This is a genomic window from Streptomyces profundus (assembly GCF_020740535.1).
GTDB lineage: Bacteria > Actinomycetota > Actinomycetes > Streptomycetales > Streptomycetaceae > Streptomyces > Streptomyces profundus.
In genome coordinates, this window is record NZ_CP082362.1 from 6,921,483 (window position 1) to 6,935,947 (window position 14,465).

General features: G+C 71.5%; 12 protein-coding genes. 6 read left to right on the forward strand and 6 right to left on the reverse strand.

The features are described 5' to 3' along the window. Positions 1–85: 85 nt before the first annotated feature. From gndA to K4G22_RS29090, 4 genes are all read right to left on the reverse strand, one after another. The gene (gndA, locus tag K4G22_RS29075) at positions 86–1,522 is read right to left on the reverse strand and encodes an NADP-dependent phosphogluconate dehydrogenase (RefSeq protein ID WP_228083439.1); all 1,437 of its coding nucleotides are present in this window, start codon (positions 1,520–1,522) and stop codon (positions 86–88) included. A 133-nt stretch (positions 1,523–1,655) separates the two neighbouring features. Then, positions 1,656–2,486: an aldo/keto reductase gene (locus K4G22_RS29080; RefSeq protein WP_228083440.1), complete on the reverse strand. Its 831-nt coding sequence runs from the start codon at positions 2,484–2,486 to the stop codon at positions 1,656–1,658. A gap of 102 nt (positions 2,487–2,588) precedes the next feature. After that, positions 2,589–3,350 carry a ZIP family metal transporter gene (locus tag K4G22_RS29085; protein WP_228083441.1) on the reverse strand — a complete coding sequence of 254 codons (762 nt, stop codon included), beginning with the start codon at positions 3,348–3,350 and terminating at the stop codon, positions 2,589–2,591. A gap of 63 nt (positions 3,351–3,413) precedes the next feature. Beyond that, complete coding sequence (locus tag K4G22_RS29090) at positions 3,414–4,424, reverse strand: right-handed parallel beta-helix repeat-containing protein (protein WP_228083442.1); 1,011 nt, start codon at positions 4,422–4,424, stop codon at positions 3,414–3,416. A gap of 247 nt (positions 4,425–4,671) precedes the next feature. On the opposite strand from K4G22_RS29090, the gene K4G22_RS29095 reads away from it, so the two are divergent. Continuing rightward, entirely contained in the window at positions 4,672–5,517 is an 846-nt protein-coding gene (locus K4G22_RS29095; protein WP_228083443.1) for an endonuclease I family protein, read from the forward strand. Positions 5,518–5,565: 48 nt separating this feature from the next. Next, the gene (locus tag K4G22_RS29100) at positions 5,566–6,801 is read left to right on the forward strand and encodes a DUF4032 domain-containing protein (RefSeq protein WP_228083444.1); all 1,236 of its coding nucleotides are present in this window, start codon (positions 5,566–5,568) and stop codon (positions 6,799–6,801) included. A 36-nt stretch (positions 6,802–6,837) separates the two neighbouring features. Here the strand turns inward: K4G22_RS29100 and K4G22_RS29105 are convergent, their stop codons facing one another. Next, complete coding sequence (locus tag K4G22_RS29105) at positions 6,838–7,854, reverse strand: LacI family DNA-binding transcriptional regulator (RefSeq protein ID WP_228083445.1); 1,017 nt, start codon at positions 7,852–7,854, stop codon at positions 6,838–6,840. Positions 7,855–8,181: 327 nt separating this feature from the next. Here K4G22_RS29105 and K4G22_RS29110 point away from each other — a divergent pair, with 327 nt between their 5' ends. The 3 genes from K4G22_RS29110 to K4G22_RS29120 all read left to right on the forward strand — a co-directional run bounded on the left by K4G22_RS29110 (position 8,182) and on the right by K4G22_RS29120 (position 11,769). Continuing rightward, complete coding sequence (locus tag K4G22_RS29110; protein WP_228083446.1) at positions 8,182–9,495, forward strand: ABC transporter substrate-binding protein; 1,314 nt, start codon at positions 8,182–8,184, stop codon at positions 9,493–9,495. Between the two features lie 406 nt (positions 9,496–9,901). Then, positions 9,902–10,864, forward strand: a complete 963-nt coding sequence (locus K4G22_RS29115) for a carbohydrate ABC transporter permease (protein ID WP_228083447.1) — start codon at positions 9,902–9,904, stop codon at positions 10,862–10,864. 17 nt (positions 10,865–10,881) lie between these two features. Further along, positions 10,882–11,769, forward strand: a complete 888-nt coding sequence (locus K4G22_RS29120) for a carbohydrate ABC transporter permease (protein ID WP_228083448.1) — start codon at positions 10,882–10,884, stop codon at positions 11,767–11,769. A gap of 42 nt (positions 11,770–11,811) precedes the next feature. Here the strand turns inward: K4G22_RS29120 and K4G22_RS29125 are convergent, their stop codons facing one another. Continuing rightward, positions 11,812–12,654 carry a UbiA family prenyltransferase gene (locus tag K4G22_RS29125; protein WP_228083449.1) on the reverse strand — a complete coding sequence of 281 codons (843 nt, stop codon included), beginning with the start codon at positions 12,652–12,654 and terminating at the stop codon, positions 11,812–11,814. A 272-nt stretch (positions 12,655–12,926) separates the two neighbouring features. Between K4G22_RS29125 and K4G22_RS29130 the strand changes: the two genes are divergently transcribed. Then, complete coding sequence (locus tag K4G22_RS29130) at positions 12,927–14,030, forward strand: PucR family transcriptional regulator (protein ID WP_228083450.1); 1,104 nt, start codon at positions 12,927–12,929, stop codon at positions 14,028–14,030. Positions 14,031–14,465 lie beyond the last annotated feature (435 nt).

Consider the following 14,465-nt stretch of genomic DNA (forward strand, 5'->3'; position numbering starts at 1 on the left):
ACAACTCCCAGGGAAGGTGGGGCGGTCCTGACCTCGGTCAGGGCCGCCCCACCGTTGTTCTCCGGTTTCCCGGTCGGCTACCCCGTCAGGCGGGCCGCTCCGAGCGGTCCCCGCCCCAGAGGGTGTGGAACGCGCCCTCCCGGTCGGTGCGCAGATAGGTGTGCGCCCCGAAGTAGTCCCGCTGCCCCTGGATCAACGCGGCCGGCAGCCGCTCGGCGCGCAGCGCGTCGTAGTAGGCGAGCGCGGCCGAGAACCCGGGCGCCGGAACGCCCAGCTCGGTCGCCCGCGCGACCACGTGCCGCCAGGCGTTCTGCGCCGAGGCCAGCGCCTCGGCGAACAGCTCGTCGGCCAGCAGGGTGACCGGCGCCCCGCCCTCCGTGTAGGCGCGGCGGATGCCGTTGAGGAACCCCGCCCTGATGATGCAGCCGCCGCGCCAGATCGCGGCCACCGAGGCCCGGTCGATGTCCCAGCCGTACTCCTCGCTGCCGCTCTGGATCAGCTGCCAGCCCTGGGCGTAGGCCACGATCTTCGAGGCGTACAGGGCCTGTTCGACCTGGTCGGCGAAGCGCGCCGCGTCGTCCGGGTGCAGCTCGGGGAGCGTCGGCCCGGGCAGCGCGCGGGCCGCCTCGCGCAGCTCGGCATGTCCCGACAGGCCACGGGCGAAGACCGCCTCGGCGATCCCGGAGACCGGAACCCCCAGGTCCAGCGCGGTCTGCACCGTCCACCGCCCGGTGCCCTTCTGCTCGGCGCGGTCGGCGACGATGTCCACGAACGGCTTGCCGGTCGCCGCGTCCACATGCGCCAGCACCTGGGCGGTGATCTCGATCAGGTACGAGTCCAGCCGGCCCTCGTTCCAGGTGCGGAACACCTCGGCGATCCGGGCCGGCTCGTAGCCGGCCACCCGCCGCAGCAGGTCGTACGCCTCGGCGATCAGCTGCATGTCGGCGTACTCGATGCCGTTGTGCACCATCTTGACGAAGTGCCCGGCCCCGTCGGGACCGACGTGCGCGCAGCAGGGCTCCCCGTCCACCTGGGCGGAGATGCTCTCCAACAGCGGCCCCAGCGCCTCGTAGGACTCCTTCGAACCGCCCGGCATGATGCTCGGGCCCAGCAGCGCGCCCTCCTCACCGCCGGAGATCCCGCAGCCCACGAAGTGCAGCCCGCGCTCGCGCAGCGCGGCCTCCCGGCGGCGGGTGTCCTCATAGTGCGCGTTGCCGCCGTCCATGATCATGTCGCCGGGTTCGAGCAGCTCGGCGAACTCGTCGATCACCGCGTCCGTGGGCGCGCCGGCCTTCACCATCACCACGATCCGGCGGGGCCGCTCCAGCGAGGCGACGAAGTCCGCCGCCGACTCCGCCGGGACGAACGCGCCCTCGTGGCCGAACTCCTTGACCAACTCCCGCGTCTTGGCGGCGGTCCGGTTGTGCACCGCCACCGTGTGACCACGGCGCGCGAAGTTGCGGGCCAGATTGCGTCCCATCACCGCCAGCCCCGTGACACCGATCTGGGCCTGCTCAGCCATCTCATCAACTCCCGTAGTGGACTGCTTCCCGACCGGATGGGCCCGGCCGGGATCGGCTACGCTCCCGCCCCCCGGGCGGCGGCGCGGAATTGCCGCGCCCCGCGACACCCGGGGGTGCGGCGCCGTCGATGACTCACATCTCCTCGTGGTGGTCCGGATCGCCGCCGAGCCGCCGGTGTGGGCGGTCGGCGACGGTGGCCATCTCCTCGGCGCTGAGCGAGAATCCGAAGATATCCAGGTTGTCACGCCGGCGCCCCTGGTCGGCCGACTTCGGAATCGGCACCGCGGCCAGCTGGATGTGCCAACGCAGGATCACCTGGGCCGGTCCCACCCCGTGGGCCCGGGCGATCTCGTCGATCCGCTCGTCCTTCAGCAGGGTGCTGCCTCGGCCGAGCGGGCTCCAACTCTCCGTGACGATCCCGTGTTCGGCATGGTACGCACGGGCTTCGACCTGCGGAAACAGCGGATGCAGCTCGATCTGGTTGACCGCGGGCCGCACGCCGGTCTCCTGTTCGAGGCGCGCCAGCTGCGTCGGCGTGAAATTGGAGACGCCGATCGAGCGCACCAGACCCTGGTCCCTGAGCTTGACCATGGCCCGCCAGGAGTCCGGGTATTTCCCAACGCTGGGATTTGGCCAGTGGATCAGATACAGGTCCAGATAGTCGACGCCGAGGCGGGATCGGGACTCCTCGAACGAGGCGAGCGTCTCCTCGTAGCCGTGGTGACGCCCCGGCAGCTTGGAGGTCAGCACCACCTCCTCGCGTGGCACCCCCGAGGCGGCGATGCCGCGCCCGACGCCCGTCTCGTTGCGGTAGTTCACCGCCGTGTCGATCAGTCGATAGCCGAGCCGCAGCGCGTCGGCCACCGACCGCTCCGCCTCGGCGTCGTCCAACGGGTACGTTCCGAAGCCCACGGCGGGCAGGGTGTGGTCGTCCACGAGGGTATGGGTGGGGGCGGCTGCCACGGATCCTCCTCGATCGGACCAGTGCGGGATCCGATCCTCGTCGATCATGTTCGGTCAGCGTAGCCAGCACGGCCCGTCGGTCGCCGGAGGCCGTGCCCGGGGTCAGCCGTGGGCCAGCGCGAAGGTCAGCAGGAAGCCGCACACCAGGATCAGCCCGACCGCCGCATGGGCCTCGTCGAACGCCTCCGGGATCATGGTGTCGGCGACCATGGTCAGGATCGCGCCGGCGGCCAGCGCCGTCACCGCCGCCACCACGGAGTCGGGGAAGCCGCCGAGCACCGCGTACCCCAGCAGCGCCGAGGCCGAGCTGACGGCGGCGATGCCGCCCCAGACCCCGAACACGTAGCGCGGCCCCCGCCCGGCGCGCCGCATCCCGGCGGCGCTGGAGAGCCCCTCCGGCACATTGCCCAGGAACACCGCCACCACCGTCACCAGGGACACCGCGCCGCCGTCCAGCAGGCTCACCCCGATCACCGCCGACTCAGGCACCCCGTCCAGCAGCGCACCCAACGCCAACGCCAGCCCGGAGCCGGCCTGCTGCGACTCCGACGGCTGGCGCTGGCGGGGGGAGTGGCCGGAGCGCTTGCGGTGCCTGGCGCCGCGCCCGGCCAGCCAGACGTTGCCCGCGGTGTAGGCCAGGGCGCCCAGCAGCGTGCCCGTCACCACGGGCAGCAGCCCCGACTGCCGGAACGCCTCGTCCAGCAGTTCGAAGGCGGCGGCCGACAGCAGCACCCCGGAGCCCAGCGCCATCGCCGAGGCGATCAGCCAGCGCGGCACCCGTGCCCCGTACCCCAGCCCCGCGCCCAGCAGCAGGGCCGAGCCGGCGACCAGGCCCCAGACGGCGGCCCATGACATCTCGGACATGGGGCCTGCCTATCCCGTCGGCCGCGCCGAGCGTGGGACCGCCACCCGACCGGCGGCGCGGGCTCAATCCTGGATCGGCACCCCGTCGTTGACCAGGCCGTTGCCGCCGGTCACGGTGTTGCTGCCGGCGACGGTGACCGGGCAGTCCTCCGGGTGGTGGTTGGTGACGTTGATCGCCAGCCGGTCGGGGCCCGAGGCTCCCGTCAGATCGGAGTGGTTGTCGCGGAACACCGTGCCGCAGCCCCAGCCGTTCTGGACGGTGTGGATCTGGAAGCCGTCGTTGGTGGTGTTGACGCCCACGTTGCCCTCGACCAGGACGTCGTTGCCCTTGATGTCGACCCAGGAGTCGTCGTAGTTGGCCCCCGTCAGCCCGCTGCCGTCGAACGTGTTGCCGATGATCCGGGCGCCTGTGGTGCCCTCCTTGATGTCGATGTTCTCGCCACCGACGCCGGGGCCGATCGTGTTGCCCTGGATCAGGATGTTGTCGCTGCGGTCGCTCGTGCCGCCGGCGCTGCCGACATAGACTCCCTCGCCCATGCCCCGGCCGTCGTTGCCGGTGTCGTGGATGGTGGAGTTGGTCAGCGAGCCGTTGGAGCTTGAGTTCCGGAAGTGCACGGCCTCCATGTCCAGTCCGTGCACGGTGACCCGGTCGATATGCACCTCGTCGGCGGCGTCGGTGACGATGCCCTTCTGTCCGGCGGTGACGGTGAAGCCCGTGAGGTTCCAGTGCGAGGCCCCGTCCAGGTGCAGCCCGTAGCCGCCGCCGTTCGATCTGAGCACGGCGTCGGTCGGTCCCGTGAGCGTGATGGGGGCGCCGGCGGCGCCCGAGACGCTGGTGCGGAAGACGCCCTGGTAGACCCCGGAGGCCAGCTGGATGGTGTCGCCGGGACCGGCGGCCGTCAGCGCGTTCCGCAGCTCGTTGGCGTTGCCGACCTCGATCACCGCGGCGGCGCCCGGCTCCCCGGCCGTCGCCGTGGGGATGCCGAGCGACGCGGCGCCGACGGTGAGCACGGCGCCGGCCGCGCCCAGTGCGAGGGCGGTGGTCCTGCGAGACCTGCGAGACCTGGGAGACATGGGCGTCAACTCCGGTTCATATGGGGGAACTTGTCCCGTGTATAGGAACGTCCAGCGGCGCTGGCAAGCCCATGGACACGCCGAAAACCCGAATGACGCGCGTAAACCGCGCTACGCGGGAAGAATCCCGGTGTCTTAATGTCCATGCCAACGTCAACGGAGACGCGGGCGTCCGTTCCGCGTCCCCTCCCGCCCCGGCGGGAGCATCGCGCCAGCCCCTGGCTATCACCAGCGAGAGGTCCCCCACATGCGTTCCACCCACGCCGCGCGAGCGCTGGCCGTCGCCGCCCTGGCCACGGCCGTCGCCGTCCCCCTGACCCAGGCCACGGCCGCCGACCGGTCCTTCGTCCCGCAGTCCGTCGCCCAGCACGCCGCGACCGCCCAGGTGTCGGCCGCCGACTTCGACGACGCCACCTACTACGCCGACGCCTTCGGCAAGACCGGCGAACCGCTCCGCGCGGCGCTGCACGAGATCATCAGCGCCGACGCCACCCGGCTCAGCTACTCCCAGGTCTGGGACGCGCTCAAGGTCACCGACCGCGACCCGACCGACCCGGGCAGCGTGATCCTCCTCTACACCGGCAACTCCCGCTCCGCCGACAACCACGGCGGCAACGTCGGCCAGTGGAACCGTGAGCACGTCTGGCCCCAGTCCCACGGCGGCTTCGGCACCTCCCCCGGGCCCGGCACCGACCTGCACCACCTGCGGCCCAGCGATGTGCAGGTGAACAGCGACCGGGGCAACAAGGACTTCGACAACGGCGGTACCGAGGTACCCCGCGCGCCGGGCAACTTCACCGACGCGGACTCCTGGGAACCCAGGGACGAGATCAAGGGCGACATAGCCCGGATGGCCTTCTACATGGCCATCCGCTGGGAGGGCGGCGACGGCTTCGCCGACCTGGAGGTCAACGACACGGCGGGCAACGGCTCCGTTCCCTACCTCGGCCGGCTCTCCACCCTTCTGGAGTGGCACGAGCAGGACCCGCCGGACGCCGCGGAGCAGGCCCGCAACGACGTGATCTACGAGGACTTCCAGCACAACCGCAACCCCTTCGTCGACCACCCCGAGTGGGTCGCCGACATCTGGTAAGCCCACCGCCGCCCGCTCCCGCCCGGGTCGATGGCGCAGACTGGGGGCATGGAACTCCAGATCACCGCCACCGACCCGGAGCACCCCACCACCCTCCTCGACCTGCCCTGGGACGTGTCCCTGGTGGACTGGCCGGAGGAGTACCTGGTCTCGCTGCCCCGGGGTATCTCCCGCCATGTCGTCCGGTTCGCCCGGGCGGGCGGCGAGGTCTTCGCGGTCAAGGAGGTGGGGGAGTGGGCCGCCGTGCGCGAGTACGGCCTGCTGCGGGACCTCGACCGGCTGGCGGTGCCCGCGGTCGACCCGGTCGCCGTGGTGACGGGCCGCACGGACGCCCTCGGCGGCCCACTGGAGCCGGTCCTCATCACCCGGCAGCTCAAGGGCTCGCTGCCCTACCGCTCCATGTTCGAGACGACCATGCGTCCGACCACCATCAAGCGGCTGCTCGACGCGCTGGCCGCGCTGCTGGTCCGCCTCCACCTGGACGGCTTCGCCTGGGGCGACTGCTCGCTCTCCAACACCCTCTTCCGCCGCGACGCCGGCGCCTACGCGGCCTACCTGGTGGATGCCGAGACCGGACAGATCCAGCCGACGCTCAGCCGGGGGCAGCGGGAGTACGACCTGGAGGTCGCCCGGGTGAACATCGCCGGCGAGCTGATGGACCTGGAGGCGGGCGGCTCGCTGCACCCGTCCGTCGACCCCGTCCTCTTCGGCGAGGAGATCGTCACCCGCTACGGCGAGCTGTGGCACGAGCTGACCCGCACCTCGGTCTACCCACGGCACAAGAAGCACTACATCGACCGGCGCATCCGCCGGCTCAACGAACTCGGCTTCGACGTGGCCGAGATGCAGATCCAGCGCTCCCCGGACGGCGACCACGTCACCTTCCTGCCCAAGGTCGTCGACGCCGGTCACCACCAGCGCCAGCTGTTGCGGCTCACCGGCCTCGACGCCGAGGAGAACCAGGCGCGCAGCCTGCTCAACGACCTGGAGACCTGGATGGCCGGCCAGGACGACTACGCCCCGGGCGACCCGCTGGGCGCGCGGCCCGAGGTCCTCGCCCACCGCTGGGTGCGGGACGTCTTCCGGCCGGCCGTGCGCGGCGTCCCCCTCGAACTGCGCGAGGGCATCGACACCGCGCAGATCTACCACGAGCTGCTGGAACACCGGCTGACCCTCTCCGAACGGGCACAGCGCGACGTGGGCATGGACGTCACCGCCGAGGACTACGTCCGCACCGTGCTGCCCACCCGCCCGGCGGGCGAGCCGGTGCTGGCCGACGAGTGACCGTGCCCCCGCGCCCCGCGCCCAGCTGAGCCCGCCTCAGCTGGACTCGCGGACCACCAGCTCCGTCGGCAGCACGGTGCGGCGGGGCGCCCGTCCCGGCTCGCGTATCTCCATCAGCAGCAACTCCGTGATGGTGCGGCCGAGTTCGTCCATCCGCTGCCGGACGGATGTGAGCGGCGGGTCGGTGTGCCGGGCGACGATCGAGTCGTCGAAGCCGACCAGCGCCACGTCGTCCGGAACTCGCCTTCCCTGCGCCCGCAGTTCGGCCAGCGCGCCGGCCGCCATCACGTCCGAGGCGGCCAGCACCGCGTCCAACGCCGGCTGTCGGGCGAGCAGTTCGCGCATCGCCAGCCGGCCGCCCCCCTCCGTGAAGTCGCCCCGCGCGACCAGCTCCTGACGGGCCGTCGAGCCGGCCGCCGCGAGTCCGCTGCGCCAGCCGCGCAGCCGCGCCTCGGCGACCTCCATGTCCGGTGGGCCAGCGATGGTGCAGATGCTCCTGTGGCCGCGCTCCCACAGGTGGGCGACGGCGGCCGACGCGCCCCCCACGTTGTCCGAGTGCGCGTGCACCAGCGGCTCGTCGGAGGATCTGCGTCCGGCCAACACCGTGGGCAGCTCTAGCCGTTCCAGCAGATCGGGCAGCGGATCGTGGCGGTGCACCGAGACCAGCAGCACCCCGTCCACCCGACGCTCCGTCAACACGTCGACGAGCCGGTCGAGTTCGAGCTGGTCGCGGACCAGGGTGAGCAGCAGCTGCATCGGCGTGCCGGCCAGCGCCCGGCTCACGCCCCGGATCACGGCGGAGAAGTAGGGCTCGGCGCCCAGTCGGCTCTCCGACTCGGGGATGACCAGCGCGATGGAGTCGGCCCTGCTGCGCACCAGGCCACGGGCAAGGGAGTTGGGCACATAGCCGAGATCGGCGATGGCCTCCTCGACCGCCCTCCTCGCCTGGTCGCTGACCAGGGGCGATCCGTTCAGCACCCGGGAGACGGTGGTCCTTCCCACGCCCGCGCGCGCTGCCACGGTCTTGATGGTGGGCCGTCGACTGCCACCCATGGCATCGGTCTCCCTCTCGGCTGTCCTGGACTGGTCGGCCGAGCCCCCGCCCCGGCGACGGGCACCCCAACCGCCCCCGCCGGCCGACGGAGGTCAACTGCACTTACTCATCAGGAGTTTGCTCTCTCCTCCTTGACATCACCGACGCGGAACGCGGACAGTCTTTCACAGCCCGTGGGATCGCTCCCATGTCTTGTGGGAACGATCCCAACGGACCTTTCGGACCGGCGTGTCATGTCCCGTGTCGGCCCGCGCACCACCCCGCACCATCCGCCCGGCGCCGCGTGGTCGCGCCGGCGGAGACCGGCACGGCGCAAGGAGGACGTCATGGGCACCACCTGGAAACCCTTCCGAACACGACGCGCGGCCACAGTCGCCGCGGCCCTCTCCCTGGTGGTGGTCGCCGGCTGCTCAAGCGGTGGCGACAGCACCGGAGGCGGTCGCTCCGACGACGGCTCGGTCACCATCACCGTCGGCCTCTTCGGGGTGATGGGCTTCGAGGAGACCGGACTGTTCGAGCGGTACATGGACGAGAACCCGGACGTCCGGGTCGAGGTCGAGGTCGCCGGCGACGAGCAGACGTACTACACCGCGCTCCAGACCCATCTGGCCGCCGGCAGCGGACTCAAGGACATCCAGGGCATCGAGATCGGCCGCGCCAAGGAGATCGTGGACACCCAGGCCGACAACTTCGCCGACCTGTCAGGTACCGCGGGAACCGATCACTTCCTCCCCTGGAAGCTCAACCAGATGACCACTCCCGACGGGCAGGTCCTCGGCCTGGGCACCGATATCGGTCCGATGGCCGTCTGCTACCGCAAGGACATGTTCGAACAGGCGGGCCTCCCGACCGACCGGGAGGAGGTGGCCGCGCTCTGGGACGGCGACTGGTCGCGCTATGTCGAGGTGGGTGAGGAGTTCATGGCCAACTCGGCCGACCCCGACCTCTCCTATATGGACAGCTCCACCGGCCTCTTCAACGCGATGGTCTACGGCAGCTCCGAGCAGTTCTACAACGCCGAGGGCGACCTGATCTACCAGGAGAACCCGGTGGTCGCCGACGCGTGGGAACTGGCCTCGCGGGCCGCGTCCTCCGGGATGACGGCGGCCCTGCGGCAGTACCAGCCCGAATGGGACCCCGGCCTGGCCAACAGCACGTTCGCCACCGCCGTCTGTCCGGCCTGGATGCTCGCCCACATCAGCGAGAAGGCCGGCGAGCAGAACGCCGGCAACTGGGACATCGCGAAGGCCCCGCTGGGCGCCAACTGGGGCGGCTCCTTCCTCTCCGTCGTGGAGGACAGCCCGGTCCGCGACGAGGCCGCCGAACTGGTCGCCTGGCTCACCGCGCCCGAGCAGCAGCAGTACATCTTCCAGGAGTTGGGCAACTTCCCGTCCTCCGCTGAGGCCATCGGATCCGAGGAGGTGACGACGGCGACGGCGGCGTACTTCGACGACGCCCCGATCGGCGAGATCTTCGGCGCGGCGGCGCTGGAGATCCCGGACGAGCAGGTGCTCGGGCGGAAGGACGGCACCATCAAGGACGCCTTCGGGCAGGGCCTCCAACTGATCGAGTCCCAGGGCAGAAGCGCGGACGAGGCCTGGGAGGCGACGGAGGAGAACATCGCCCGAGCGGTCGGCTAGCCGACGGAGCCTGAGCGGGGCCCCGCCCGCCGCCGCCCGCGCCGCGCGCGGGCCCCGCCCGTTCGGGCGGTTGGCCTCCGGGGGCGTGGTGGGGCCCGCGCCGCCGGTTCGAGGTTCGGCCGGGCTGGCGTTGGCGTGCCCGGCTCGGGGGATGGGGGCGGTTGGTCGAGGTGTGGGCCGGAGGGCTCGTGTCCCAGCGTCCGGGTTCGGCCTGGGGCAGGCTCTCCGCCCCTCCGGTGCTCGTTCTCCGGCTTCCAACCGGCCCGGGAGGCGGGGCCGTTGTTCGCGCGGGCCCGGCGCGGAAGCCCCGGCCGCGGTCCGCCGCTGTCTCCGTCTCGCCCTGGTCCGATCCGCTCTGTCCAGCCGGGTGTTCCGCCGGGTTTCGTCTATGGGAAGGAATCCCACCGTGGCCAGCTCCACCTCGGTTGCCTCCGGAGGGGGGCGCGTTTCCCGTCAGCGTTGGCGCAATCTGCTGCACCGTCTCGATCTGGGGGCGGCGCCCTACGCGTTCATCACACCGTTCTTCGTCATCTTCGCCGCGTTCAGCGCCTATCCGCTGATCTACACCCTCTGGGTCTCCCTGCACCGGGTCGAGTTGGCCACCCAGGACCAGATGGACTGGCTGGCGCTGGACAACTACACCGCGCTCTGGCAGGACGACCGTTTCTGGAACGCGTTGATGAACACCTTCACCATCGGGGTGCTCTCCACGGTGCCGCAGCTGTTGATGGCGCTGGGCCTGGCGCATCTGCTCAACTACCGGTTGCGGGGTTCGGCGTTCTTCCGGGTCGCCGCGTTGGCGCCGTATGCCACCTCCGTGGGGGCCGCCGCGTTGGTCTTCACCATGTTGTTCGAGCGTGACTTCGGCATGATCAACTGGGGCCTCAGCCTGTTCGGGTTCGACCATATCGACTGGGAGAGCGAGAAGTGGCCGGCGCAGATCGCCATCTCCCTCATGGTGATCTGGCGGTGGACCGGCTACAACGCGCTGCTCTATCTGGCCGCGATGCAGGCCATCCCGCGCGACCGCTACGAGGCCGCCGCGATCGACGGAGCCTCCCGTTGGCAGCAGTTCACCAAGGTCACCGTCCCCGGCATCCGGTCCACCATCGTCTTCACCATCGTGCTCTCCACCATCGGCGCCACCCAGCTCTTCGGTGAGCCACTGATCTTCGGCCAGGGCGTCAACGGGATCACCGGCGGGGCCGAGAACCAGTACCAGACGCTGGGGCTGCTCCTCTACGAGGAGGGGTGGCGCAACTACCAGATGGGCCGGGCCGCCACGGTCGCCTGGGCGATGTTCCTGCTGTTGATCCTCCTCTTCGTGCTGCACCGGGTGCTGCGGCGCGTCCTGTCCCGCCGAGCCTGACCAGGAGCGTGGAGACCGTGACCACTGACACCGTCGCCCCCGAGGAACGCGCGGCCCGCCGCCGGCTGCTGCGTCCCGGTGCCGGGCGGCAGCACCACGCGGGACCGTTGGCCTATGTGCTGCTGGGACTGGCCGCCCTGCTGTCGCTCTTCCCGCTCTACTGGACCATGGTGGCGGCCTCGACCGACAACACCCGGGTGACGCAGAGCCCGCCGCCCTTTCTGCCCGGGCCGAACCTGTTCTCCAATCTGCGGGCGGCCTGGCAGGACGCGGGGCTCGGGCAGGCGATGGCGAACAGCCTGATCGTGGCCGGCGCGATCGCCACCTCCACCGTGCTGTTCGCCACGCTGGCCGGCTTCGCCTTCGCCAAGTTGCGCTTCCGTGGGCGCAACGCGCTGCTGATCCTGGTGATCGGGACGATGATGATCCCGCCCCAACTGGGCGTCGTCCCCCTGTTCATGATGATGAGTGAGCTGGGCTGGGGCGGCTCGCTGCCGGCGGTGATCTTCCCGACCCTGGTCAGCGCGGTCGGCGTGTTCTTCATGCGGCAGTATCTGAGCAACGCCCTGCCCGACGAGTTGGTGGAGGCCGCGCGGGTCGACGGGGCCCATTCGCTGCGCATCTTCTGGAGCGTGGTGCTGCCCGTCGCCAGACCGGCCATGGCCGTCCTCTTCATGATCACTTTTGTGCAGGCGTGGAACGACTTCTTCTGGCCCTATATCGCCCTGGACGACTCCAACCTCACGGTGCCGGTGGCCCTCACCAGATTGAGCGCGGGCTATGTCCGCGACCAGTCGGTGATCATGGCGGGGGCCCTGCTGGGAACGTTGCCGCTGCTGGTGATGTTCGTCGTCTTCGGCCGGCAGATCGTCGGCGGGATCATGCAGGGCGCCGTCAAGGGGTGAACGGGACGGCCGGCGCGCGCCGCGCCGGCCGTCCCCCCGGGGTCAGGCGGTCGAGCCCATCGAGAGGCCCGCCGTCAGCAGCAGCGCCATGTCCAGCGTCGCCACCAGCAACACCGTCTGGAACGCGACCCTGGTGTCACCCCGACGGCGCCCGAAGCAGAGGCCGACGCCGGCCGCAAGCGTGGTGAACAGGAGGACCAACAGCCGCAGGTCACCGCCCAGCCGGAGCGCGCCGACCAGCAGCAGGGCGGAGCCCAGCAGCGCCACGGCGGTCACCACCCGGCTGCCGTTCGCCCCCAGCCGATGGGGCAGTCCGCGCACGCCGACCTTGGCGTCGTCCGCCAGATCGGGCAACGTGTTCACAAAGTGGGCCGCACAGCCCAGCAGCGCGCCCAGGGCCACCAGCCACAGCGGCGGCAGCGGCGCACCGGGCAGCGAGAGCACCACAAAAGTCGGCAACAGCCCGAAGGACACCAGATAGGGCAGCACCGACCAGGCCGTCGCCTTGACGCCCAGGTCGTAGAGCCACGCCGACACCAACGCCAGCAGGTGGGCGGCGACCGCCCGCCACCCGCCGGGCAGGGAGAGCGCTATCGCCAGCAGCGCCGAACCCACGACCATGCCCACCACGGCGGTCGGGGCCAGCCGCCCCTGGGCCACCGGCTTGGCCACCCGCCCGGCGCGGGCGTCGCGGGACGCGTCCACCAGGTCGTTCAGCCAGCCGACGGACAGCTGGCCGGCCAGGACCGCGCCGGTCACCAGGGCCGCGCCCAGCGCCGAGTGCCCGAAGCTGACGGCCAGACAGACCGTGAGCCCCGTGACCACCAACACCGGAACGGGGTGCGCGGCGCGCACCCAGGCCCACGAGGTACCCGTCCATGACATGTGTGTGCGGTTACGCATCGCCAAGTATCTCCCACTCGTCCGTTCCGGTCGGCTCGTCCGTGTCGGTCGTCTCGTCGCTGCCGTCGCGTCTCGTCGGCGCCGTCGAGGCGGCCCCGGTCGAGTGTCAGCCCGCTCACCGGGAGCGCAGTAGGGCGCGCGGCCGGCGGCGCGCGCTGCCGGGGCCCGGCGGAGACCGGTGCGGGTACCGCTGCGTAGGCTGGGTGCGCCAGCGCGCCCCGACGAGCGCAGGGGCGAGGAAGGGCGTCAACTCCGTGGCACATCGCGTGATACCGGCTCACTATCTGGACGCTTACGCAGAGATTCTGGCCGAGGTCTCGGTCACCGGCCGTCGGCTCACCCGGCCGGAGGTGGACGAGCGCAGGGAGTTGGGGGAGCAGGCGGCGCGGGAGGGTCTCGGGCTGCGCGAGTTGATCCGCGGCCATCTGGCGGCCACCCGCGCGTTCTGGCTCGATCTGCCCGGCGTCGCGGAGGCGCCGGGCGCGCGCCAGGTGCGCTCGGCCGCCGCGTGCGTGCTGGCGGCGGCCGAGCAGGCGGTGGACGCGTTGGCCGAGGGGTACGAACGGGCGCAGCTGGTCGCGGTGCGCCGCGACGAGGCCGCCAGGCGTGAGTTCATCGACGATCTGCTCCACGGCCGGAGCGATCTGGGGGATCTCTCGGCTCGCGCCGAGCGCTTCGGGTTGCAGTTGGCGCACACCCACACGGTGGCGGTGGCGGAGAGCGGCCAACCGCACGACGACACCCACCCGTTGACCCGACGGGTGGAGACGGCGCTGACCGCCAGATTCGGTCAGCGGCAGGTGCTGCTCACCACCAAGGACGGCCGGCTGGTCTGTGTGGTGCCTGGGCATCACCCAGACGTGGTGGAGTACTTCGCCGAACAGGCCAGGATCGCCCTGTCGTTCGAGGGGAGCTGCCGGGTCGCGATCGGGCGCGCCCATCCGGGCCCCGGCGGCGTGGTCCAGTCCTTCGAGGAGGCGCTGAGCGCGCTGGAGCTGGCGGACCGGATGGGTCTTGAGCCAGCGGTGCTCAGGGCCTCGGAGCTGTTGGTCTTCCCGGTTCTCACCAGGAACCAGCACGCCATGGCCGATCTGGTGCGTACCGTGCTGGGCCCGCTGCGCGAGGCCAGGGGCGGCGCCGGCCCGCTGGTGCGCACCCTCGACGCCTACTTCGACGCCGGCTGTGTCTCGGCCGAGGCCGCTCGACAACTCGCCCTGAGCGTGCGGGCGTTCACCTACCGGCTCAAGCGGATAGCGACCCTGACCGGCGCCGATCCTGCCGACCCCATCCAGCGCTACACGCTCCAGACGGCCGTGATCGGCGCTCGTCTGCTGGGCTGGCCGGAGCGGGAGCTGTAACGCTCCCGCCCCGGCTCCGGCGCGCGGCGCCCGTGGGACGGAAGGCCGCTCGAACTCCCGTCCCACGGGGCGCGTTGACGTGGCCCGGCCGGCCTGGACCGACGACAAGAGGCCCCCACCTCGCTGTCGTCGCCGTCGGCTGCCCGCGTCACCGGCCCCCGGGTCGTGAGTGGGGGCGCTCCCCTCGCTCACCCTCGACCACATTCCGGTCACGCTTCGACATCCCACGCACCCAGGCCCGCCCCCCGTGGGCCACCTCACCCACCCACTTCCCCCGCTGCCGCCGCCCCCACGGCGGCACCAGCGGCGGTTCCCGGACCGGCCCCCCAGCGCGGCCCGGGAACCGCCTGCGGCGACGGGGGAGCGGGGCGCCCCCGGCCTCGACGTTCCCGTCGATCCTCCGGACGGGGGCCCTGACCGTCGGTGGTCGCGCGG

Excerpts from the sequence above, each read along its gene's own strand:
- K4G22_RS29110 (WP_228083446.1), top strand. The coding sequence starts at position 8,182 with ATGGGCACCACCTGGAAACCCTTCCGAACACGACGCGCGGCCACAGTC.
- K4G22_RS29125 (WP_228083449.1), bottom strand. The coding sequence starts at position 12,654 with ATGTCATGGACGGGTACCTCGTGGGCCTGGGTGCGCGCCGCGCACCCC.
- K4G22_RS29090 (WP_228083442.1), bottom strand. The coding sequence starts at position 4,424 with ATGTCTCCCAGGTCTCGCAGGTCTCGCAGGACCACCGCCCTCGCACTG.
- K4G22_RS29085 (WP_228083441.1), bottom strand. The coding sequence starts at position 3,350 with ATGTCCGAGATGTCATGGGCCGCCGTCTGGGGCCTGGTCGCCGGCTCG.
- K4G22_RS29105 (WP_228083445.1), bottom strand. The coding sequence starts at position 7,854 with ATGGGTGGCAGTCGACGGCCCACCATCAAGACCGTGGCAGCGCGCGCG.
- gndA (WP_228083439.1), bottom strand. The coding sequence starts at position 1,522 with ATGGCTGAGCAGGCCCAGATCGGTGTCACGGGGCTGGCGGTGATGGGA.
- K4G22_RS29095 (WP_228083443.1), top strand. The coding sequence starts at position 4,672 with ATGCGTTCCACCCACGCCGCGCGAGCGCTGGCCGTCGCCGCCCTGGCC.
- K4G22_RS29100 (WP_228083444.1), top strand. The coding sequence starts at position 5,566 with ATGGAACTCCAGATCACCGCCACCGACCCGGAGCACCCCACCACCCTC.